Origin of the sequence: Polynucleobacter sp. AP-Sving-400A-A2 (assembly GCF_018688155.1) — a bacterium.
Taxonomy (GTDB): Bacteria; Pseudomonadota; Gammaproteobacteria; order Burkholderiales; family Burkholderiaceae; genus Polynucleobacter.
In genome coordinates this window covers 427,193-447,305 of sequence record NZ_CP061312.1, presented here as the reverse complement: position 1 = coordinate 447,305, position 20,113 = coordinate 427,193, and the positions used below count along the sequence as shown (strand labels likewise).

General features: G+C 43.4%; 17 protein-coding genes. 4 read left to right on the top strand and 13 right to left on the bottom strand.

Annotated features, from left to right (window positions below; all coding sequences use genetic code 11):
• Window positions 1-5: 5 nt before the first annotated feature.
• Complete coding sequence (locus C2758_RS02405) at window positions 6-356, bottom strand: hypothetical protein (protein ID WP_215329268.1); 351 nt, start codon at window positions 354-356, stop codon at window positions 6-8.
• 110 nt (window positions 357-466) lie between these two features.
• On the opposite strand from C2758_RS02405, the gene C2758_RS02400 reads away from it, so the two are divergent.
• Complete coding sequence (locus C2758_RS02400; RefSeq protein ID WP_215329266.1) at window positions 467-1,402, top strand: M23 family metallopeptidase; 936 nt, start codon at window positions 467-469, stop codon at window positions 1,400-1,402.
• Between the two features lie 76 nt (window positions 1,403-1,478).
• Here C2758_RS02400 and C2758_RS02395 read toward each other — a convergent pair whose 3' ends face one another.
• Window positions 1,479-5,096, bottom strand: a complete 3,618-nt coding sequence (locus tag C2758_RS02395; RefSeq protein ID WP_215329264.1) for a hypothetical protein — start codon at window positions 5,094-5,096, stop codon at window positions 1,479-1,481.
• A gap of 435 nt (window positions 5,097-5,531) precedes the next feature.
• Between C2758_RS02395 and C2758_RS02390 the strand changes: the two genes are divergently transcribed.
• The gene (locus C2758_RS02390) at window positions 5,532-5,954 is read left to right on the top strand and encodes a FliG C-terminal domain-containing protein (RefSeq protein ID WP_215329262.1); all 423 of its coding nucleotides are present in this window, start codon (window positions 5,532-5,534) and stop codon (window positions 5,952-5,954) included.
• Between the two features lie 23 nt (window positions 5,955-5,977).
• On the opposite strand, the gene C2758_RS02385 is transcribed toward C2758_RS02390, so the two are convergent.
• The 3 genes from C2758_RS02385 to C2758_RS02375 all read right to left on the bottom strand — a co-directional run bounded on the left by C2758_RS02385 (window position 5,978) and on the right by C2758_RS02375 (window position 9,922).
• Complete coding sequence (locus C2758_RS02385) at window positions 5,978-6,244, bottom strand: hypothetical protein (RefSeq protein ID WP_215329260.1); 267 nt, start codon at window positions 6,242-6,244, stop codon at window positions 5,978-5,980.
• Window positions 6,245-6,495: 251 nt separating this feature from the next.
• Window positions 6,496-7,362 (bottom strand): spermidine synthase, encoded by an 867-nt coding sequence (locus C2758_RS02380; protein WP_215329250.1) that lies wholly within the window; start codon window positions 7,360-7,362, stop codon window positions 6,496-6,498.
• A 109-nt stretch (window positions 7,363-7,471) separates the two neighbouring features.
• Window positions 7,472-9,922, bottom strand: coding sequence for a hypothetical protein (locus tag C2758_RS02375; RefSeq protein WP_215329247.1), 2,451 nt, complete (start codon window positions 9,920-9,922; stop codon window positions 7,472-7,474).
• 258 nt (window positions 9,923-10,180) lie between these two features.
• Here C2758_RS02375 and C2758_RS02370 point away from each other — a divergent pair, with 258 nt between their 5' ends.
• Window positions 10,181-10,387 carry a hypothetical protein gene (locus tag C2758_RS02370; RefSeq protein ID WP_215329245.1) on the top strand — a complete coding sequence of 69 codons (207 nt, stop codon included), beginning with the start codon at window positions 10,181-10,183 and terminating at the stop codon, window positions 10,385-10,387.
• A 382-nt stretch (window positions 10,388-10,769) separates the two neighbouring features.
• Here the strand turns inward: C2758_RS02370 and C2758_RS02365 are convergent, their stop codons facing one another.
• Complete coding sequence (locus tag C2758_RS02365; protein ID WP_215329243.1) at window positions 10,770-12,914, bottom strand: hypothetical protein; 2,145 nt, start codon at window positions 12,912-12,914, stop codon at window positions 10,770-10,772.
• 732 nt (window positions 12,915-13,646) lie between these two features.
• Here C2758_RS02365 and C2758_RS02360 point away from each other — a divergent pair.
• The gene (locus C2758_RS02360; protein ID WP_215329241.1) at window positions 13,647-14,201 is read left to right on the top strand and encodes a hypothetical protein; all 555 of its coding nucleotides are present in this window, start codon (window positions 13,647-13,649) and stop codon (window positions 14,199-14,201) included.
• A 44-nt stretch (window positions 14,202-14,245) separates the two neighbouring features.
• Here the strand turns inward: C2758_RS02360 and C2758_RS02355 are convergent, their stop codons facing one another.
• The 7 genes from C2758_RS02355 to C2758_RS02325 all read right to left on the bottom strand — a co-directional run bounded on the left by C2758_RS02355 (window position 14,246) and on the right by C2758_RS02325 (window position 20,113).
• Window positions 14,246-15,376, bottom strand: coding sequence for a flagellar biosynthesis protein FlhB (locus tag C2758_RS02355; RefSeq protein ID WP_215329230.1), 1,131 nt, complete (start codon window positions 15,374-15,376; stop codon window positions 14,246-14,248).
• A gap of 111 nt (window positions 15,377-15,487) precedes the next feature.
• Window positions 15,488-16,081 (bottom strand): tetratricopeptide repeat protein, encoded by a 594-nt coding sequence (locus tag C2758_RS02350; RefSeq protein WP_215329228.1) that lies wholly within the window; start codon window positions 16,079-16,081, stop codon window positions 15,488-15,490.
• 37 nt (window positions 16,082-16,118) lie between these two features.
• Window positions 16,119-16,505 (bottom strand): hypothetical protein, encoded by a 387-nt coding sequence (locus C2758_RS02345; protein ID WP_215329226.1) that lies wholly within the window; start codon window positions 16,503-16,505, stop codon window positions 16,119-16,121.
• Between the two features lie 27 nt (window positions 16,506-16,532).
• A complete protein-coding gene (locus C2758_RS02340) occupies window positions 16,533-17,294 on the bottom strand; it encodes a hypothetical protein (protein ID WP_215329224.1) in 762 nt (253 codons plus the stop codon).
• Between the two features lie 37 nt (window positions 17,295-17,331).
• Window positions 17,332-18,360 carry a flagellar motor protein MotB gene (motB, locus tag C2758_RS02335; protein ID WP_215329222.1) on the bottom strand — a complete coding sequence of 343 codons (1,029 nt, stop codon included), beginning with the start codon at window positions 18,358-18,360 and terminating at the stop codon, window positions 17,332-17,334.
• Between the two features lie 5 nt (window positions 18,361-18,365).
• A complete protein-coding gene (gene motA, locus C2758_RS02330) occupies window positions 18,366-19,226 on the bottom strand; it encodes a flagellar motor stator protein MotA (RefSeq protein WP_215329204.1) in 861 nt (286 codons plus the stop codon).
• A gap of 17 nt (window positions 19,227-19,243) precedes the next feature.
• The gene (locus C2758_RS02325; RefSeq protein ID WP_215329202.1) at window positions 19,244-20,113 is read right to left on the bottom strand and encodes a flagellin; all 870 of its coding nucleotides are present in this window, start codon (window positions 20,111-20,113) and stop codon (window positions 19,244-19,246) included.

The window sequence follows — 20,113 nt, the reverse complement described above, 5'->3', positions numbered from 1 at the left end:
ACTAATTACGGCTTCACTTCTGGAGCAGCTTCTGACTTGTTTTCAGCCGCGTTAGCAGGCTTGGAGAAGTAACTCATTGGATAAGTAGTCTCGGCTCCAAATGGCCCCCGAATCCAGATTTGATCGTTATATCTCACGTAGCAACTGCGGCTCACGCTACCTGTGGCACTGACGCTGTAGGAAAAAAACCAATTCGGTTCAATCCTGCCCGTTTCAGAGGTACAAGGCTCGGCGGTAATGTACAAAATGTCGCCATGGGCTGGCATTTGGCCAATGATTGCTCCTTGCGCTATTGGATTGCCCAACAGAAAGAGGCCGACTAACAGTATTTTAAAAGTGGGATGTAATAAATTCATAGGGAGCGAATAATAGGATCGCTGTAAAGTAAACTTGTTGGTATTATAGGTTACCTTACAGCTCAGCTGAGAAATTTTATTTAAAAAAATCAAGTACTTATAGAATATCAATGCAACTATTTTGGGTTTCGGGATCGACTGGCTCGATTAAACAAATCAATATCACCAAAAAGGGTGTTTTACGCTTAGTGGCTGTTGTTAGCTGCGCATTTTGTGCCTTTGGTATTTTGATTTTTTATACTGGTATTACCATCGCATTTGAAGTCAATCCTGAGCTGGCTAAAGAAGTTACCGGAGTAGTGACCCCAGAAGAGCGCTCAAGACTGGACGGCATGTATCGTCGAGAGCTAGCCTCTTACCAAGCGCGCCTCAAGGAGGTTAGCACCGCCTTTAACGAACTCAAAGCCAGTAAAGACCGCTATCTTGCCATTTCTACCCCGAGCACCATTAAAGAGAAGCTCTTGGACCCGGCACACCTTGGTGGCCCTCTAAAACCAGTCAATTTTCAGCTAGATCCCACCAAAGCATTGGTCGATAATCTTGAGGATCTTGCCAACAAGTCCAATGAAATCCTCGATATAACCACCAAGTTAGAACCTGAATGGCAAAAGCAATACAACTGGCTCAGAGCCCTGCCGATTGGTCCGCCGATTGACGCTAGGCTGGGTATGACCAGCAACTTTGGTGTCCGCATAGATCCCATTACTCAACAATTAGCTCAGCACTCTGGCATTGACTTTATTACCCCAACGGGTACCCCTATCGTAGCGTCAGGTGATGGCACGGTCATTAAGTCAGCATTTGATCCAGCCTACGGCAACTTTATTGAAATTGCCCATAACGAAGGCTTTATTTCTAAGTATGCTCACAATAGCAAACTCTTGGTCAAGGTGGGACAACTAGTAAAACGCGGTCAAGTGATTGCACAATCGGGCTCTACCGGAAGATCGACTGGCCCGCATCTTCACTATGAGATTCACCAAAATAGTACTTACCTCAATCCAGCCAAGATTCTGGTATACGCCCCACCCTCAAAATACTGGTAATTCACAGCGGTTTTTTGCAATAAAACTGTATTGATAAATTTTCTAAGCAGACAGCTTATTTAACTCAAAATAGTTTTTAGGCGTACAAGGTAGTAAATCGGGTTTTCACAAAATCGGTTGACACATCGGTTAACGCCGCTATCTGGTAAGCAGACAACATTTTTGCTCTTGTCGAACCTAGCCCATTCACTTGGCTGAGAGTCATTCCTGTCATTGCATTAGTTGTAATCGCAGCAAACTCTTCATTAGTGAATGTATTAACGTCTGCACTTGAGAGACTAGTCAGCTGTGCTGCGCTGAGCATGGCAATCTGCTCTCTGTTAAGCGCTCCTGCATTTGCAGTAGAGAGGGCTCCTAGTTGCGTAGTCGTTAAACCCGAAATAGCCGTTGTCGCAATCGCAGCCATTGCTTCTGGAGTAAGGCCATTTAATGCTGTAGTGGATAAGCCGCCAACTTGAGTGGAACTAAACTTGGCAACTTGCTCAGCAGTCAGTGCTCCTGCATTGGTAGCAGAGAGGGCTCCAAGTTGCGTAGTCGTTAAACCCGAAATAGCCGTTGGTGTAATTGCTGCCATTGCTGCTGTAGTCAGCAGATTTAAGGCTGTGGTGGTTAACTTGGCAACTTGACTTGAGGACATCGCACCGGTACTAAGAGTATCTAAATACGGGGCCTGCGTATCCGTTACACCCTGCATTGCTGCTGCTGAAATCGCCGTTCCTGACTCTTGGATTAATGTATTTAAGGCGGCGTAGTTGAGCTGTCCAATTTGAGTAGAGCTTAGCTGGGCAACTTGACTATCTGTGAGGTTCTCAGCGGAGTGAGTAGTCAGTCCACCTAACTGTGTGCTTGTTAAACCAGAAATAGCTAATGTTGAAATTCCTGCCATAGCATCAGGACTTAGTGAATTTAAATTCGTTAATTCACCAATTTGACTTGCAGTCAGATAGCCAGCCTGCCGATTAGTTAACTCGGAGGTAATGGTAGTAGAAAGTGCATTGAGTTGCGCAGTCGTTAAACCTGTAATCCCTGAGGTTGAAATCGCCGGCAGCGCTGTTGGGCTTAAGGCATTTAGGGCAGTAGTCGATAGTCCACCAACTTGAGTAGAGTTTAGGGTAGCAACCTGCTCAGGGGTCAATGCTGTTGCATTGGCAGAAGAGAGAACGCCCAATTGTCCAGTCGTTAAACCCGAAATAGCTGAGGTTGAAATCGCTGCCATTGCATTGGGAGTCAGTCCATTTAATGCGGTGGTGGAGAAGGCGCCAATTTGAGTCGAGTTGAGTTGAGACACTTGAGTACCGACCAAAGCCCCTGCATTGCCAGCTGATAAGTTGCTGGCTTGATCCGTAGTTAGACCTGTGATTGCGCTGGGAGTAATTGCCGCCATTGCGCCCGTTGCTCCAGCAGTTAGACTATTTAAAGTGGCATAAGGCAAAGCACCAATTTGACTGTAATTGAATTGACTCACCTGGTCTGCGGTTAAAGCCGCTGCATTAGTAGTGGACAAACCAGCTAATTGCGCACTACTCAATCCCCTAATTGCTCCAGCTGGAATACTAGCAATCACATTGGTGCTCATCACATTTAGATCAGCAAAAGGCAATTTACTAATTTGCACATAGCTCAATTTTGCCACTTGATCCGCAGTGAAGACCGTGGCTTTAGCAGTTGTTAAATTCGTAAGTTGGCTAGTATTTAAACCTTGGATTGCATTGGGATCTATTGAAGCAAAGGCAGTAGTGGTTAAGGCATTCACACCTGCACTGGTCATAGCATTGATTTGCTGATAAGAAAGCGCAGCAACCTTAGCGTCAGATAATCCGGTTGCCTGTGCTGTAGTTAGGCGGGCTATAGCACTTGGGGTAATGGCTGCTATTGCGGTTGTACTGAAGGAATTTAATCCGGTAGGAGTGAAAGCAGCGATTTGAGTGGAGTTAATCTGAGCTACTTGAGCGCTGACCAAGGCCCCAGCATTGGTATCAGATAAAGCAGTCAGCTGGGTAGTAGTAAACCCACGAATAGCCGTTGGTGTGATCGCCGCCATCGCCGCCGTGGTCAATACATTTAAAGCATCATTGTTTAGCGCGCCAATTTGAGTCGAATTAAGCTGGGCCACTTGGTTCGCAGTCAGAACCCTAGCATTGGCGGTCGATAGAGCCGTCATTTGCGCAGTATTTAACCCTTGAATTGCGCTTGGTTCAATCGCGGCAAAGGCGGTGGTTGTTAAGGCATTTAGATTGGTTGTAGTGAAGGCATTGATTTGCCGAGCAGATAGTGAGGATGCATTCGCGGCAGACATACTCGTTGCTTGAGTAGAACTCATACCAGCTATAGCAGATAAAGAGATGGCCGCAATAGCATCATCCCCCATAGAATTTACATTGACCAAGGCTGCTATTTGAGCTGAACTGAGCTGAGCCACTTGAGGTCCCGTTAAGGCAGCGGCATTGGTAGTTGACAAGGCGGTTAGTTGAGTCGTACTTAAGCCGCGGATAGCGGTTGTGGAAATCGCCGACATTGCCGCTGGGGTAAGTCCATTCAAGGCTGCTGTCGATAAAGCTCCAATTTGTACAGCATTAAGCTGAGCCAACTGGTCACTCGTTAACGCTCCGGCATTGGTTGCTAATAAGCCAGTCAATTGCGCAGCAGTAAAGCCCTTGATTGCCCCTGTCGGAATACTCGCAATCGCGTTTGTACTCATTGCATTAACACCATCGACAGACAATTTACTCACTTGCGTGGAGTTTAATTTAGCAGCTTGGGTAGTTGTTAAGGCGGTAGCATTCGTTGTCACTAAACTAGTGAGATGAGTGGAATTGAAACCTTGAACTGCGTTTGCATCGATACCAGCAAAGGCTAGTGCTGTGAAGCCATTAATACCGCCACTGGTCATGGCATTAATTTGTCGATAAGACAGAGCTGCCGTATTAGCGGCAGAGATTCCAGCGGCTTGTGTGCCAGTAATGCCTGCCATCGCTTTAGTTTGAATCGCTGCAAAATCAGTGGGACTAAATGCATTTAAAGCGGCAGGAGCTAAGGCGCCAATTTGATCAGCGTTCAACTGGGCCACTTGAGCACTGGTTAAGGCGCCAGCATTGGTCGTCGATAAGGCCGCCATTTGCGTGGTCGTTAAACCACGAATGGCAGTTGTCGAAATGGCAGCGATTGCCGTTGTTGTTAACCCATTTAAAGCGGCGGTGGATAAGGATCCAATTTGAGCTGCGTTCAGCTGAGCCACTTGCGAACTTGTCATTGCAGTAGCATTTGTAGCCAATAAACCAGCCAATTGCGTTGTGGTAAATCCTCTGGCAGCAGTTTTGGTAATGGCTGCCATTGCGGCTGGAGTTAATGCATTAATGTCGTCTGCTGACAACTTACCAATTTGGGCAGAGTTTAATTTCGAAATTTGGGTGGCGGTAAAAGCCCCTGCATTGGCAGTTGATAAACCCGTCAATTGACTGGTAGTCATGCCTGTAATGGAAAAAGGATCGATTGCCGCAAAGGTCTCTGGCGTTAAGGCGTTCAAATCCGCGCTCTCAAAAGCGTGGATTTGAATCGCCTTAAAAGGGGCGATCTGAGACGGGCTGATTAACGCAGCCTGGTCAGTTGTTAGCTGCCTAATCTCCAACGTGCTGCGCTTAGAGACGTGACTGCTATCCCATAAATTAACTCCGTTAGAAGTTATCGATAAAGTCACTTTTTGCCTAAAAATTATAGTTATATTGAACTTATTACGGCTAAAGTGACGCTTTCATTTACCCCTTAAATGACTAAAAACCGCAAAATTTGGTATAAAAAAACGTGATTTGACGCAGATGATCACTAACTGGGGCTTTTGGGCAGTGAGATAGGTGGCCACCCCTCCCAAAGTACGATAAGAACACCTTTAATCTGGGGTAAAAGTGCGACTTTGTATAAATTTCGCTCCAAACCTACAATAGGCTAATCATGAAGCTTGTATATAAATATCTCCTTAGCGCTCTGACAGTCTTAGGCTTAGCGCTATTCATTGATCAAGGGATCTGCAATAAGTGGGTCTATCACGATTACGCAGCGGGCATGGATCGCAAGCTTTCTTGCTTTTGGAAGCCCTAATCAGTTCAAGCCTGCCTTTATCAAACGCCCATTAACCATGACAGTGAAAAATGCTGCCGCCATTTTGGCGCATCTGCATCAAGCCCAGGTGGATTTGGGGGTAAAGCATGTAGAAAGTCATGATGCCCAAATTGCGAGGGAAATCTTAGATCGCCTCTACAGCTTTGAAGACTTGGTCTTTCTCAGTGGCCTAGATATGCAAACCCTGCTGCTCAAGATTTCGGATAAAAGCCTCGTGATTTGTTTAAAAAAGGTGAGCAAGCCCTTGGGTATCAAGATCTTAAGTGCCATGACCAAGGCCAGAGCCAGGGGCATTGGGGAAGACTTACAAAATAGCGAGAAGCTGAAAAGCTCAGAAATTGATGCAGTGCAGTTAGAGGTATTGAAAGTGGCGTACGAGCTGCACCAAACTCAAAAAATTACCCTACGCAAAACGGCTTTAGACGAAAAGTACCTCTAAGTTATAGGTATTGTTACTACGGCTTAATGATGCACGCCGGCTTCTTCCATTGCTTTCTGATGGGCTTTGCGCTGGGCAATTTTTTCGGTCGCTTTTTCAATTTCATGATTGTGCAATAAGACCTCATGCAAACTGCGATAGAGCCACTCTAAAGCAAGGGCAATGACCAGCAACACGGTAAAGGTAAGCCATTTATCATGAACCAGAAAAATATCTGCCACCGTTAAAGCCACAAGGGCTTTAAAACGGATAAAAGTTGTTTCAGGAAAATGAGGTAAATGCATACTCATGATTTTTGGAAGCTTTGTAATTTCTAGAAGAGAAAAAATAACAGAAAAAAGTCATAAACAAAAGTTGCGCTGCACAAAAATAGGGCAACGCTAGATAAACATTACCTCATTACGCCAATAATAGTTTACGGCTTTAATCTCATTTGCGCTTAGTGATTGGCGAGTTCAGATTGGTATTAATAATCAATATAAATAGCAGGGATTGGTAGATCGCCACTTGCTGAGTCCATATGTATAGCACCTACTAACTTTTATTCGCTATCGAGCAGTATTTTGCTGCCCTGAAGATCGATTAACCTGACCAATCCGGGTTGTAATAATTCGCTCAAATCAAATGGCAAATTCCTTTGCACGCTGATCTGCTGCGCATACTCTGCAATGCCATTTAAGCCCACCTTTTTTAATATTGGCAGCGCAATCACAACCTTGTTAGCTGCTTTTGGGACCCTTAAGGTGTAGACCTCATCAAAGACTTCCTGGTAAGTGCGTAGCATGGGTTTATAGAGGGGATTGGCAGTGGCAGAGCTCCACATATTGGTAATGATGGCGCCAGAGGCATTGAGAGCATTTTTCATGGACAACAAAAACTCTTTGGTTGCCAAGTGCTTTGGTATTCCTGCTGCTGTAAATGCATCTAAAAAAATCAGGTCGTAGGGCTTTTGAGCATTTTCAATAAAGGTTCGACCATCTTGTACGTGAGAGATTAAAGAACGATTCTCCGCAAAATTAAAATATTGCTTTGCTAAAGCAATAATTTGCGGATCAATATCAACCACATCGATGTGTGCGCTTGGATAGTGTTTGCGCAAAAACATGGGTATTGAGCCACCCCCTACCCCAATCACCAGTACGCGATCAACATTTTGAGCAAACGCCAGGCCGATCATCGCCGATTTTGTATAGGGCAATCCCAGATAATTGAGGTCGCCTGGTTTAACGATGCTTTGACGTGGCCCATTTTTTCCAAAGCGTAGTGTGCGGATACCATCACAATCTTGCGTTACTCTTGCGAGCCCACAGAGTGTTTGGCCTTCATACAACAAACCTTCTTTTGCCGTCCTTGACTTTGAACCAGCAGAAATTACCGCAGATAAAGCGATCTTGATATTACTCAACATAGTCAACCACCAATCACTCTAGCGTCTAAATCCATTTTGAATACCAAAACCAGATGGAGCAATCATATGAGGGCTATCTCAAGTCATATTTTGCATTAATTACCGATCATCAAACCACAGTGAACGATTTGACTTTTAAGTTTTGAGTTGTACCGGGACCAGTCGAGAAATAAGTTTTAATATTCGCCCAAGAATCAGACACATTGATTGCAGCAACTTTAGTTTTACCACTCAGTGTAGTTGCGTCACCGACTGTACCAATTTGACTAATGAGGATTGAGTTTGCAGTAATTTGATTGAGTTTTGAATTGTTCATAATAGTATCGCTAATTGCATTGATATTCGTGAGAGTGTCAGCCACGTCAATTGATGTGATCTTGCTGTTACTGAGGTAATTGTTAGTGCCGGATAAGGAGGCTGTACCAACTGCAGTTAAAGAAAAACTCGTTACTCTTGAGTAAGAGACTAATGAAGCATTAGCGCCCAGTTTGAAATTCGCTTCTGTATCAGAAACAGTAATACCAGTGACCTTAGGGTTGGATTTGAGTGTTAGAACATTAGCAAGGCTTGCTCCTGTTGCATAGATGTTCTTAATTAGATTATTGCTTCTCAGGCTGGTTAATGTGGAAGCGCTTCCCAATAAATTGGATGAAGTATCTGTCACTGTTACAGAATTTAATTTATTTCTATAAGAGGGAGATAATGCTGCATATTGCGCACTAATCGTACTCACGTCTGCAACGGCTGCATTTGTAATCTTCAGACCTAATAAACTGGTATTACTAAGCATTGTCGATAGATCAGCTGATGCTAAATTTGCATAAGTATCCTGAACGCTGTATTTGAGAACAGCGGTATCATTTTTTACTGTGTTGTAGTCAGCATATGGGACTGTACTCAAAATAAAAGTGTTCTGACCAGTTAATTTGATTTTTAAAGCAGTGTATTGTGCGCTAGACATATTCAATACTGCTTTTTTCAGTAATGTGCCATCACTAACAGCAACGGATGATAGATTGCTGATGTTAGATCCAATTACTGAACTTGCCGATGCCAAATCTTTGTTCAAATTAGACGCTGTATCGGAAACTGAGACAGCAATGCTGTTACCAGAAACTGCCGATAAAATTGTCGTAAGCGCTGTAGATGACGGTATTGCAAATAATTTGAGGCCAGAAATTTTTCCAGATGTCCATGATGTGATTGCATCACCCAAGGCTGTGTGATTTGTCGAAGTACTTTGAGCTAAGTTGGCACCAATATCTGTAATACCAATTGCTGTGAACTTATTCTTTAAAGAATTTAATGTTGTTAAATTTGCAATTGATGCATTCGTTCCTACGATAGATGTAACCTTGCTACCCAATGCGGTGATGGTGTCCGAATTTCTGATAATGTCTGTAGCACTACCGGTAATGCTAAGACTAATATTTGATTTAATAGAATCGGGCAAAGCATTAATAATTGCCAAATTTGCCGAAGTCATTTCAGTAGCAGACATCGCTAATGGAACTGAATTTACGCTACCGCTAATACTAAAGCTGACTTTTGATTTGATTGCATCTGGCAATGCATAAATCGTTTGAAGATTAGCAGTTGTCACATCTGCAGCAGCCAAAGATATTACGACTGAAGATACCTTACTTGCGATAGTGCTTCCGATCAGAGTCTTTGCAGCGCTTGCAGAAATATTTGCTAATGTATCTGAAACAGTAATCGAATTTGAGGCAACCCTACTATTAGCATTAATTCCTGTTGAGTTTGTATTCAGATTGGCAACACTATCGTTAATACTAATACTGACTTTTGATTTAATTGCATCTGGCAATGCATTAATAGTTGCCAGATTTTCAACACTCAAATCCGCGGCACCCATAGATATTGCTACTGAAGATACCTTAGCTGCAAGCGTTGTTCCAACGAGGGTTTTTGCAGCATCAGTATTAATATTTGCTAAGGTATCAAAGACGGTAATGGAACTTGAGACAATCTTGCTACTGCCATTAATTGCAGTTGCGTTTGTAGTTAGGTTTGCAATGCTATCTTTTAAGGAAATCGACTTTACGTCAGCATCGCCTGTTAATGCAGTCAGTGCACTAGCATTTCCAGAGAAATTAGTAACTGCAATGCCCTTGGTGCCAGCACCTCGTATTAAGTCCTCGATAGCTTGTTCATTTGTATTTGAGCTATAAACGCTATATGCCACCGATACTGGACCAGCATCACTTACAGTGATTGCATTAATCTTTGTATACACAGCATCAAGACTTTTGAAATTATTGCCGCCCATTCCAGCAGCAGTGTCAGCAACATTCAATTTTGCAGAAGCTAACTTCAGAATGACGTCTTTATAAGATGTCACCTTGGAGCCTGTCAACGATAAGTTATCGTTACCCGACAGCGTGATGGTAGAAATTCTTGCACTATTTGCTTCAAGTTCAGACAATACGGTGTCAGACAGGTCGCCTGCAGCGCCTGTCACAGCTACGTTACCTTGATTGGCAAGGGCAGTTACTAGGGTGCTATACCCGGTACCCCCTACTGTATACAACGCCGTCATTGAATTATCCTATTAGCACCTACATAGTGCCTACAGTCAATTTACGGCTAAAAATGGCTTATTCATTAGGAAATATGGACTTATTTACTGATGCATTTAAAGATCGATATCTTCTATTTGAGGCCTAGATGTCTTACTCCAGGACTTTTTACTACTTAGGTGGTCTTGAGATGAAAATAAGTTAGTGATTACTAATTCAGTTCGTTGTAGAGTATAGAAAGATATGCATATCAGTATCTAGATTTTCAAGGAATCAACATGGCTGCCATCAATACTTCAATCTCCTACCAATCTCAATTTGCTACCTCTGGAGCATCTTTAAGTGATATGCGTACTAAAGGTGGCCCCCAGTCGCAAATGGAGGAAATGAAGGGGGTAGAGCTTAAACCTACTAACTTTAAATTCCAAGTTCAGAAAACAGAGCCGCTTGGCGACCTTGGAAGACATGTGAATTTAAGGGCTTAAGCTAATCTCTTAAGTTCTTATCACTCAAGCTTTACGTAATAATTAGGTAATTAACTGTGTTTTTAACAACAAAGCCTTGTAGCACTCAATCTTCCTCATATGTAACTCAAATACTGTAGAGATTTTATTGCTTATTGAGCTTTGAACTGTCTACTAATTAGTAAAAAGTAGTCTATTTGAATATGGTCTCATACTGGGAAAACAGTCTTCCTTTCTGCTTTCAACTAGATCACAATAACTAAAGATAATTGATAGAAAACCTTAGCTTAAACGCTCTTCATCCTTAGTAATCATTTTTTACTTTAATATAGAACTCGCAAGAAAAACTCGTGACCTTCAAAAAGATCACGAGTTTCTTACAAAAATAATCTAACTAATGAGATTAAGCGGTTAACTTTAATTTAGCTCTATCAACTGGATTACCAACTGCATTCAATATTGTTGTAATCGTGCTTCTCTGAGTTGGGTCAGAGATGCTGACTGAGGTCAATGTCTTTAACTTAGACTTACCTAACTCAGCAACTAGCTGACCAGCTGTAGACAAGTCAGTATAAGTAGCCCCTGTAACTGCATAGGTAGCTACGTTTTTATCACCTTGAAGAGTAGTTGTGTTAGCAAAACCTGCACCGGTTACAGTAAAGGCGTAGTTCTTGTTAACTGGAGTAACTGGATTGCCAGCAGGGTTGTCCATACCAGCAAGGAATGAAGCTTGCAATTGGTTATACAGTGTGTAAGACAATGAAATAGCTTTTTTACCTACTGTAGAGCCGTCGGAAACTACGATTTCATCTAGTGCAACATTACCTGGCAGGGTTGATGTCTTGTTGTCATACAGAGCCTGCAAGTTACTGTTGACATCCACTGCTTTAGCTTGGTATGTAGCTTTTGTATTTGTATCGCCTCTTTCAATTTTAGCTGTAATTGCACTTAAGCTTGTTGATGTAATCGAGCCAGAGCCTAAAATTGTCACTCTCCCTACAGAGCCAGCACCATCTTTTAATCTACCGATATTGCTCATTGTTTTATCTAATGCACTAGCAGTAAATGTTTGAGTACCAGCTCCTGCCGTAGTTTGCACTATCCAGGGACTTGTAGCATATGCATTTGCAGGGGTACTAGTATCAGCAGCTAGTGCATCTGCTTTTGTTGAATATAAAACAAATTGAGTGGAACTTAATACGCCAACATAGTAGTTGGCTCCACTAACTAGGCCGGATAATGCAGTACCTGTACTGCTGTAGGTAACTCTATCACCTGTTGTAAATCCATGTACACCTGTCGTAATAATTCCGTTAGTAGCTGATGTAGCACCGTTAGTGGAGCTAGCTAAAGTAGCAACTGAATCTGTACCAGCATTTAACTTGGCAACGGTATCAGCAATATCAACCTTGCTAACAATATTTGCTAAGGGGCGAATATTTGCACCTTCTGCAGGGCTACCTACTAAAGTAGTTAAAGTAACAAATCGGTCTGCTTGAGCTACTGAGGCATTAGTCACCTGAACATCATTTAATGTGGTAACCCTAGTAGGTGGAATTCCTACTTGGTTACTAAATGTCCCCGCAAGACCAGTGGTTACAGCACGTTTGCCGACTACAGAACTCGTAGCTACTGCATGTGCATATGTGTCATAAAGGGCAAAAGAACTGTCAGAAAGTTTTCTAACATAATAGCTATCGCCATCAACCAGGTCACCGTTGGCTGTCCCGTTAAATGAAACTACATCACCTGTATTTAGCTTATGGTTAGCTGTGGCAGTGATCACATCTGTAGCGTCAACAAAGCTAGCAACGGTAGTTGTCGTTGGTAATGGGTTGATGTTGGTATTGTTGTACTTACTGATTAAGGCCAATCCATCTGTTGTTAGTAATCTATCAGCCGTATCTTTCAACAAAACAGTAGAAGTGGCCGCATTTGCTTTAGTCAGCTTATCCCCAACAATCTTTAGCTGGTCAGCAGTAAACTCCGCTGTTGATAAAGCCGCTATTTCTATAGTGCCGATCTTGTTAATGTTTTTCAGGATAGAAGACATATAAGTCTTCAAGTCTGCCCCAGTGCCAGAAATATTAAATGTTTTTCCGGATAAAATTCCCATGCCACCTAAATTCACTGCTGTACTTAATTTAGATACGTCAATCGTTGTATCGCCAGAGATATTTAATGACTTAAATTTCGTATACACAGAATCTAGGGCAGTAAAGTTGGTCGCTACGTTGGTATTTGTCTCCACACCACCTGCTGCACCACCACCAGGACCTGCTGAAGTTCCTTGTAAAACAAGGCTTTTAGTTCCTAGCTTTAAGAGTACAGCTTTATTAGTAGCAACTTCAGCGGCGGTCACAACTATATCGCTAGTCGACTTTATTGCGCCAATCCCGTCTACATTGCTCAGTAGAGTAGAAAGGCTGCTATAAATTTCTGCACCTGTGCCAGTAATGGAGAGTTTTTGATTTCCCCTCATTGAGTTGGCAAGGGCAATATTGTCATAAACGTTTGAACTTGCGCCAATTTTGATTGCTAAAGTCATCTTGTACTCCTATTAATTAATCACTTACTTACTTAAACGGATAAACACTTCGATCTGATTAGTAAAAATATATAAAATATATAGGTATATATTTTATATATTTTTGCGGGACCCTCAATTACACTTTTTTAAGCTATCTGGCATCTGCATCTCTTAAAGCTCCAGATTTCATATGTAATCTTTGAGTCTTGAACTGATCTCCTACTTTTATATCGGCTTTTTCCTCTACTTTGTTTAGCTTTATTTGCCAATTAAGTATTCCTGATTTACTTATATTAATTTTTTATATCTATAAATTAGATATACAATCGGGTTTTATGGACCTTATTTCTCCTTACTTATGAAATATGTCTTCTCAAGCCCCTATTTAGTGCCTGCAGAGTCTCTTTGGCGGTTTTTTCCGGAAAAAGAACTCCAGGGTCAATATTCGAATATTCCCTTGGGGATCGTTTTGATTGTTTTGGACAAGCAAAACCAAGGTGAAGAACTCTCTTTGAAGGGGTTATATAGCTATTTTTCCTGTAGCCACCTCACAGTGAAGAAGTTTGTAGATGCGCTATGTGCCGCTGGATACCTTCAAACCCTTAAATCGAGCACGGATTCTAGGGTAAAGTACCTTTTAATGACAGATAAATGCAGTGTTTTATGCCAAGCTTTCATGCCTAAACCAATAATTAGCCAACCCTAAGCAATCTCCTGCCTCAAATAACTACTTAAGACTGTGAACTAACTGTGACTAGGATTCAGACTCTTTCAGCTCTAGCGCTATGCGCGACCCTCTTTGCCTGCGGTAATAATGAGACCCCCCCTCAGGTAGAGGTTTGGCTACCAGATACGGCGGTAGTCAAACTACCCATGGAGGAATATGCTGGTATTCCGTTTAATACCAGCGGGCAAGAGGCGGTTGACAAATTTAAGTGCACCCAATATGACCTCACCTATAGCTGCAAGGTCAAAAATGGGGAAAAAGATGAGGATATTTGGCTAATCTACAACGAAGCTGGCCGCATGGTGCTGATGAAAAAGGAGTTGGGCTACTTTAAGAAAGATGTGGCAGATGCCATTATTGAGCGCCTGACCATCAAATATGGCCTAGATTACAGTCCTTCCGAGGGTCAAGAAAGCGCTTTTGCTTCTGGGGTTCGTAAGACCAAAAGCTATGTTTTTGGGGGCGGGCAAGTTGCCTTTCAGATTGGCAGAAGCCTAAATAACCGCAATGAACTGATGCTGGTGTACTTTTTCCCAGAGGATGTTGGGGCTACCTTCGCCAAAAGCGTCATGAACTAGGTAGGTCTTTTTCCTATAGCCCTACTTGGTTTGGTTTGGGTTAATTAAAGTAAGGGCTTGTTAGGTTTAAGCTGGGTGGGGATGAAATCCACTTGGGGAACATCTCCAGCAAGACCGGTTTCCTTGGTGTCATAAGCCCAGGCCAAGATTTGGGCAATAGCCTCAAATAGGGGCAAGGGTATGGTTTCCCCGATCTCTAGCTGACTATATAAATAGCGTGCCAATGGAGGAATTTGGGCAATAGGCACATTAAAGTCTTTGGCTACCTCCTGTATCCGCAAAGCGATCTGGTCTGCCCCTTTAGCCACCACAATTGGTGCTGCCATCTTTTCCATGTCATAGCGTAGCGCCACAGAATAGTGCTCTGGGTTGGCTAGTACTACGTCTGCCCTCTCAATCGCTGCCATCATCCGTGATGCGGAGATCTGTCTTTGCATTTGCCGCAAGCGCTGCTTGATCTCTGGCGAGCCATCCGACTCTTTCATCTCCTGCTTCATTTCTTCGGGGCTCATCCGAATTTGCTTGCGAAAGTTAAACCATTGCAGCCAGGAGTCGCCAACCGCAATCAATAACAGTGGCAACATCAGAAGCATGAAACCATCAAGAATAAAAGATGAGGTCTGTACGAGCGCTGCATCAAAATTCTGATTAACAATCATCCGAACGTAGGCAAACAAGCCGAATAAATAGGCTATACCCACACCTAACATGAGGGTTGTTTTCACTAAGTTCTTTAATAGCTCGCTTAAGGCATTAATAGAAAACATCCGCCCTAGCCCGGCAATGATATCGAGCCTACCTAAATTAAACTGGGGGGCAAAATAAGCGCGGAAGTTCACTAAAGATAAGGGCGCTAAGATGCCAATAATCCACAGTGGGATGAAGATCAAAGCCAAAAGGATCAGCACGACCAAGAATGCCCCTCCTACCCACTCTTGCATATGATCCATCAGTTTGGCAGGTTCTGAAAACTGAAAAATTGCCTGGGTCATTAAGACCATCTGTTTTAGTAGCAGGGGGCCAACAGCTGATAAAAAAATGACTACTACTACTAGTGTGGCAAAGGTCGCTAGATCGCGTGATTGGGGTAGTTGCCCTTGTTCACGGGCACGCAGAATGCGCCGCTCACTCGGTTCCAGTTCCTTTTCTTGGGAGTTATCTCCACCTTCAGCCACCCTATTACCCCATCCATAATTTTAGCTATGGCCTAAGCTTACACCCAGCAAGTCCATTATTCCTGAATTCCCGATAGTCACTATGGGTCTGGAATTTGGGTCAAGGTTTAACTAAGGCAAGGTCTTTTTGAGGGCGGCGAGTTTTTCTTTGGCTGAAATTAGCTCTTGGGGGCTTAAGGATGCCTTGAGCTTTGCTAGCTCTGCGCCGGCTACTGGATTACCAGTGGCATCCGATAAGGACATCCAGATATAGGCTTTTGGTAAATCTACCGCTATTTGGCCGCCATCCATATAAATATGGGCTAAGTTGTATTGCCCCACTGCGCTCCCAGCCATAGCTGCTTTTTCAAACCAATAGAGGGCTAATTGGGGAGCATTCTCCAAGGCGTCGATCTTTTGATACAGGACCCCCAATTCGAGCATGGCCTCAATATTGCCCTTTTCAGCCGCACGATTTAACCAAACTAAGCCCTGCTCAATATTTTGTTTAGTACCAATTCCTTGGATGTACATCAAAGATAAATCGTACTGAGCCTTAGTATCTCCAGATTCTGCGAGTCCCTGAAATAATTGATATGCCTTGGTGTAATCGCCGGCAGCATAAGCAGACCTTGCCTGCTGATAATCTGAGCAGCCCAACAAGATGCTAGCAAAAGCAGCTAGCATTGGCATACGTAAGAAAGCGCACCAATTTAGCTGGGGCATAGCTAGCTCAGATAATTGCCTTAGTTACGCCTGATACTTACTTTTTGCTTGGCGGCGCCGGCTTCTTCTCTTCAGGCTCTTCCACATCCTCATCTGGCGGGGTATCACCAGCCTTAGGCAAATTCACCGGTAAGGCAGGCTCAACATAGTAGCTTGCACCTAAATCCCCACCAATCATTCTGGCAAAGGCGCCAAAATAACGGCGTCCTAGGTCAGGATAGTAAGGGGAACTGGCTAAGTAACCCTTCGAACGAATGCATGCGCTATTGTTCACGCTACCCTCACAACTAGCGATGGCTGATAATCGACCCACCTCAAATTGCTCGCCCAAGAAAAAGCCAGATATCAGAATGACCAAGGGCAGAATGAGCCAAATCAGGAGTTTCTTACCCAACTGTATTAAAGAAGCAAGCTTTTCATTCATCACTGTTACTTTCCGATTAATAGCATATCAATGTTGCTCAACCTTCTTGGGGGCACTTTGTACCAAATCACTTGGTAACTTTCGCCAATTCGCAATAGGCTCCTTATTATGCAACTTTGCATAGACTTGAATGATTCTAGGATCTGCAGGATTCAGATTTTCTTTCATTGCGTTATACATCCTTGCACCAGCAATTTGGTTGCCCTGCTCAATATAGGCATTTGCAGCATTATAAAAATAACCGGCTGCCTTTTCTTGTTGCGGGTAGCCAACAATATTTGTTAGATACAGATTGCCTAAATATTCGCATGCACTGGGATTCTGAATTTTAGCAGGTACAGAAAAGTACTTTTCTGCTAATAAATATTGTTTTTTAGCATAGCGACGAAAAACGGTATTGGTGAGGATGAAATCAGGATGAGTCACGATCTCCGCTTGACGATCGTAGTATTTCATACGTTCAAAGGCAATTAAACCCCGATAATAATTTGCCTGCACATCCCCCTCTGCTGCTAGGATATCAAGTTTTTCTAAGACCCCCAATGCCTCTTTGCTGTAACGCAGCACCTCATCCTCAGGCTCAATACATTTAGGGTTCTTAACACAAGCAATAGCAACAATAGTTTTATCAAAGCTACGCTTGTAGCGTTTGTAGAGTTTTTTTGCTTCAGTCGCAGGACCTACAAAAGGCTCGGTAGAAGTTTTAGACTCAGAGCTACTCTTTTTTTGTACATTCTTGTCTTGAACCTTAGGGTCTGAAGCTGTACCCACTATGGGTACAAGCATCATGAAGGCAAGAAGGATTCTAAAGAGCGGTGACAAGGCTTTACCTCGCAGGCTTGCCTGTAGCTGGTTTATCTACTTTAGAGGTATCCATTGCAGGCGCTATAGGAGCATCCTTAGATAAAAATTGAGCCGGCGCTCTTAAATTAGCTGGAATCTCTTGCGCACCTTTTGGCAATTCCTCTTTCTGCCTCTCAATTGGCCTTTGTACCGGCTTTTCTTCTTTCTTAGGCTTCTTATTTAAGAGCGTAATCGAGATACGTCGATTTAAGGGATCACTCAAATCAGCAGGATTTAAGGGGATCGTATCTGCGAAACCGATCACTTGGGCAACATTAGAAGGCGCTAAACCTCCAGCAATCATTTCTCGGCGAGCCACATTAGCACGCTCACTAGAAAGCTCCCAGTTGGTATAACCCGCCTCGCCATTAGAGAATTTTGCAGCGTCTGTATGACCCTCAATACGAATCTTGCCAGAATTGTCATTTAATGACTTTCCAATGACCCGCAGTAAACGCCTTGCTGACACGGTAGGTACAACGCCACCACTATTAAATAGCGGCTTCCCTTTTTCATCCACCACCTGAATACGCAGACCCTCGGATGTAATGTCCATAAAGAGTTGCCCTTTGATATTCTTTAATTCAGCATCAGACTCAACACTTTTTTCAATATCGGATTTGACTGCTTCATTTTTTGTTCTGTCTTTACGGGCATTTTCAACATCAGTGACTGATGAGTCACTGATACGGCGTTGCTCAGTATCAGCATCAGCCTTGGCCTCCACTCCAGCCACCTTAGAAATATTGTCGCCACCACCCTTGATAATTCGAGTAGTCTCGCCCGACCCTTGGCCGCCACTCATAGAAACGCGCATCGGATTTTGAAAGTAAGAGGAGATACCAGCCAAATCACCTGCTGTGGTGGATCCTAAAACCCACATCAACAAGAAGAAGGCCATCATCGCCGTCACGAAGTCGGCGTAGGCAATTTTCCAGGCTCCGCCATGATGACCATGACCACCTTTTTTAACGCGCTTAACGACAATAATTGGCGCGTCGGACTTAGCCATGGTGCTTACTTCCCTTTAGCAGCTTTTGTACCTTCATCCAGCTCAGTAAATGTTGGACGTTGATAAGTAAAGAGCACTTTACGTCCAAATTCTACAGCTGCTGCAGGGGGAAAATTATTTAGGCTTGCAAGCAAAATTGCTTTGATTGCCATAAAGGCTCTCGTTTCAGATTCAGCTTGCTGCTCTAGAACCTTAGCGACTGGTTGCACAAAAGCGTAGGCTAACAAAATACCTAAGAAGGTACCCACTAGCGCAGCACCGATGAGCTTACCCAACTCTGCTGGGGGTAAACCAATTGAGCCCATGGTGTGAACCACGCCCATCACCGCCGCCACAATACCAAATGCCGGTAGACCATCACCCACCATCGTCACCGATGCTACGGGGATATGACTCTCTTGGTGATGGACGTCTAGCTCTTGCTCCATCAAGCTTTCAATTTGAATCAGATCTAGTGAGCCGCCGAGCATCATCCGCAAATAGTCAGTAATAAAATCGACCAAATGGTGATCCTTTAGGATGTCTGGATAAGCTTCAAAAAGTGGGCTTGTTTCCGGATCCTCAATATCACCCTCTAAAGACATCAAGCCATCACGTTTTACTTTTTGCAAAATCTCAAACATGAGGCACAGTAAATCTAAGTGCTTTTTCTTTTGGTTACCAGCGCCTTTAAAAGCACCGCCTAAGGCACCTAAGGTTTTCTTCAGATTGATGATTGTATTGGAGGCGATCATAGTACCAACGGCCGCCCCGACAATGGTCAAAACTTCTGTAGGCTGCCACAACACCGCTAAGTGTCCGCCATGCAAGGCGTAGCCCCCTAGGGCACAACCCATCGCAATAATCCAGCCTAATGGAATATTCATACTTCTATTTACTCAGTTTAAAGTTTGGAAAATAAATTACTCTGCTGAAGTTTAGCAAACATCGCCTGTGCAGCGTTTAATAAGGTTTGGGCTTTAGTGTAAGCCGCCGTAGCCGCAGCCATATCAGTATCCAAAATAGCTGAGGAGGCAGCCGCAAACTCAGTTCCCAGGGCGGTTATGACGCTTTTTGAGACGTCTAACTGGCTTGATATTGCACCACTAGTTTGCTGGGCGGTCATTAATTGCTCATAGGATGCGTTTAGGCTAGTTGAAATGACCACCGCATCACCTGAAATAGCTTGAGCACCATTAGCGCGCCCATCAAGATAGCTAACAAAACTATCGATACTGGTATAGAGCTCTGAGGATTGTGGTTCGGTAGCAGTACCGCCAACTCCAAATGCCAAATTAAACTGAATCCCAGAGTCGACCATCACATTAGGCTCAATTTGGACCTGATTGACTACGCTAGAAAAGATTGCATGGCCACTAGCATCTTTGGCAGTCATTTGACTCATAATTGTGTCGCGGATTGACTCAGCTTGGATTTTTAAGGCACCATAATTCGCTGGGCTTAAGGCTGTATTTTGAGACTGAACAAATAATTGCTTTAAGGTAATCATTTGATTCAACATGCTATCCATCTGGGTTTGCGCACTATCATGCAAACTCGCCACCATGTCTTGGTTATTCTTGAACATCTTGAGGCGTGATATATCAAAATCAAGCTCTACACCTCTAGATACAGCATAAATACTATCTGAGGCCTTACTATAGTTTTTGCCTGTGTTAATTTTTTGTTGCCAAGCGGTAGCATCGATCAAACTATTATTCATAGAATCGACACCGGCATCTAATACTTGGTTGGTACTAATTCGGATACTCAT

Excerpts from the sequence above, each read along its gene's own strand:
- C2758_RS02400 (WP_215329266.1), top strand. The coding sequence starts at position 467 with ATGCAACTATTTTGGGTTTCGGGATCGACTGGCTCGATTAAACAAATC.
- C2758_RS02390 (WP_215329262.1), top strand. The coding sequence starts at position 5,532 with ATGACAGTGAAAAATGCTGCCGCCATTTTGGCGCATCTGCATCAAGCC.
- C2758_RS02345 (WP_215329226.1), bottom strand. The coding sequence starts at position 16,505 with ATGAATGAAAAGCTTGCTTCTTTAATACAGTTGGGTAAGAAACTCCTG.
- C2758_RS02375 (WP_215329247.1), bottom strand. The coding sequence starts at position 9,922 with ATGACGGCGTTGTATACAGTAGGGGGTACCGGGTATAGCACCCTAGTA.
- C2758_RS02405 (WP_215329268.1), bottom strand. The coding sequence starts at position 356 with ATGAATTTATTACATCCCACTTTTAAAATACTGTTAGTCGGCCTCTTT.
- C2758_RS02365 (WP_215329243.1), bottom strand. The coding sequence starts at position 12,914 with ATGACTTTAGCAATCAAAATTGGCGCAAGTTCAAACGTTTATGACAAT.
- C2758_RS02370 (WP_215329245.1), top strand. The coding sequence starts at position 10,181 with ATGGCTGCCATCAATACTTCAATCTCCTACCAATCTCAATTTGCTACC.
- C2758_RS02385 (WP_215329260.1), bottom strand. The coding sequence starts at position 6,244 with ATGAGTATGCATTTACCTCATTTTCCTGAAACAACTTTTATCCGTTTT.
- C2758_RS02325 (WP_215329202.1), bottom strand. The coding sequence starts at position 20,113 with ATGAGTATCCGAATTAGTACCAACCAAGTATTAGATGCCGGTGTCGAT.
- C2758_RS02380 (WP_215329250.1), bottom strand. The coding sequence starts at position 7,362 with ATGTTGAGTAATATCAAGATCGCTTTATCTGCGGTAATTTCTGCTGGT.
- motB (WP_215329222.1), bottom strand. The coding sequence starts at position 18,360 with ATGGCTAAGTCCGACGCGCCAATTATTGTCGTTAAGCGCGTTAAAAAA.
- C2758_RS02340 (WP_215329224.1), bottom strand. The coding sequence starts at position 17,294 with ATGATGCTTGTACCCATAGTGGGTACAGCTTCAGACCCTAAGGTTCAA.
- motA (WP_215329204.1), bottom strand. The coding sequence starts at position 19,226 with ATGAATATTCCATTAGGCTGGATTATTGCGATGGGTTGTGCCCTAGGG.
- C2758_RS02350 (WP_215329228.1), bottom strand. The coding sequence starts at position 16,081 with ATGCCCCAGCTAAATTGGTGCGCTTTCTTACGTATGCCAATGCTAGCT.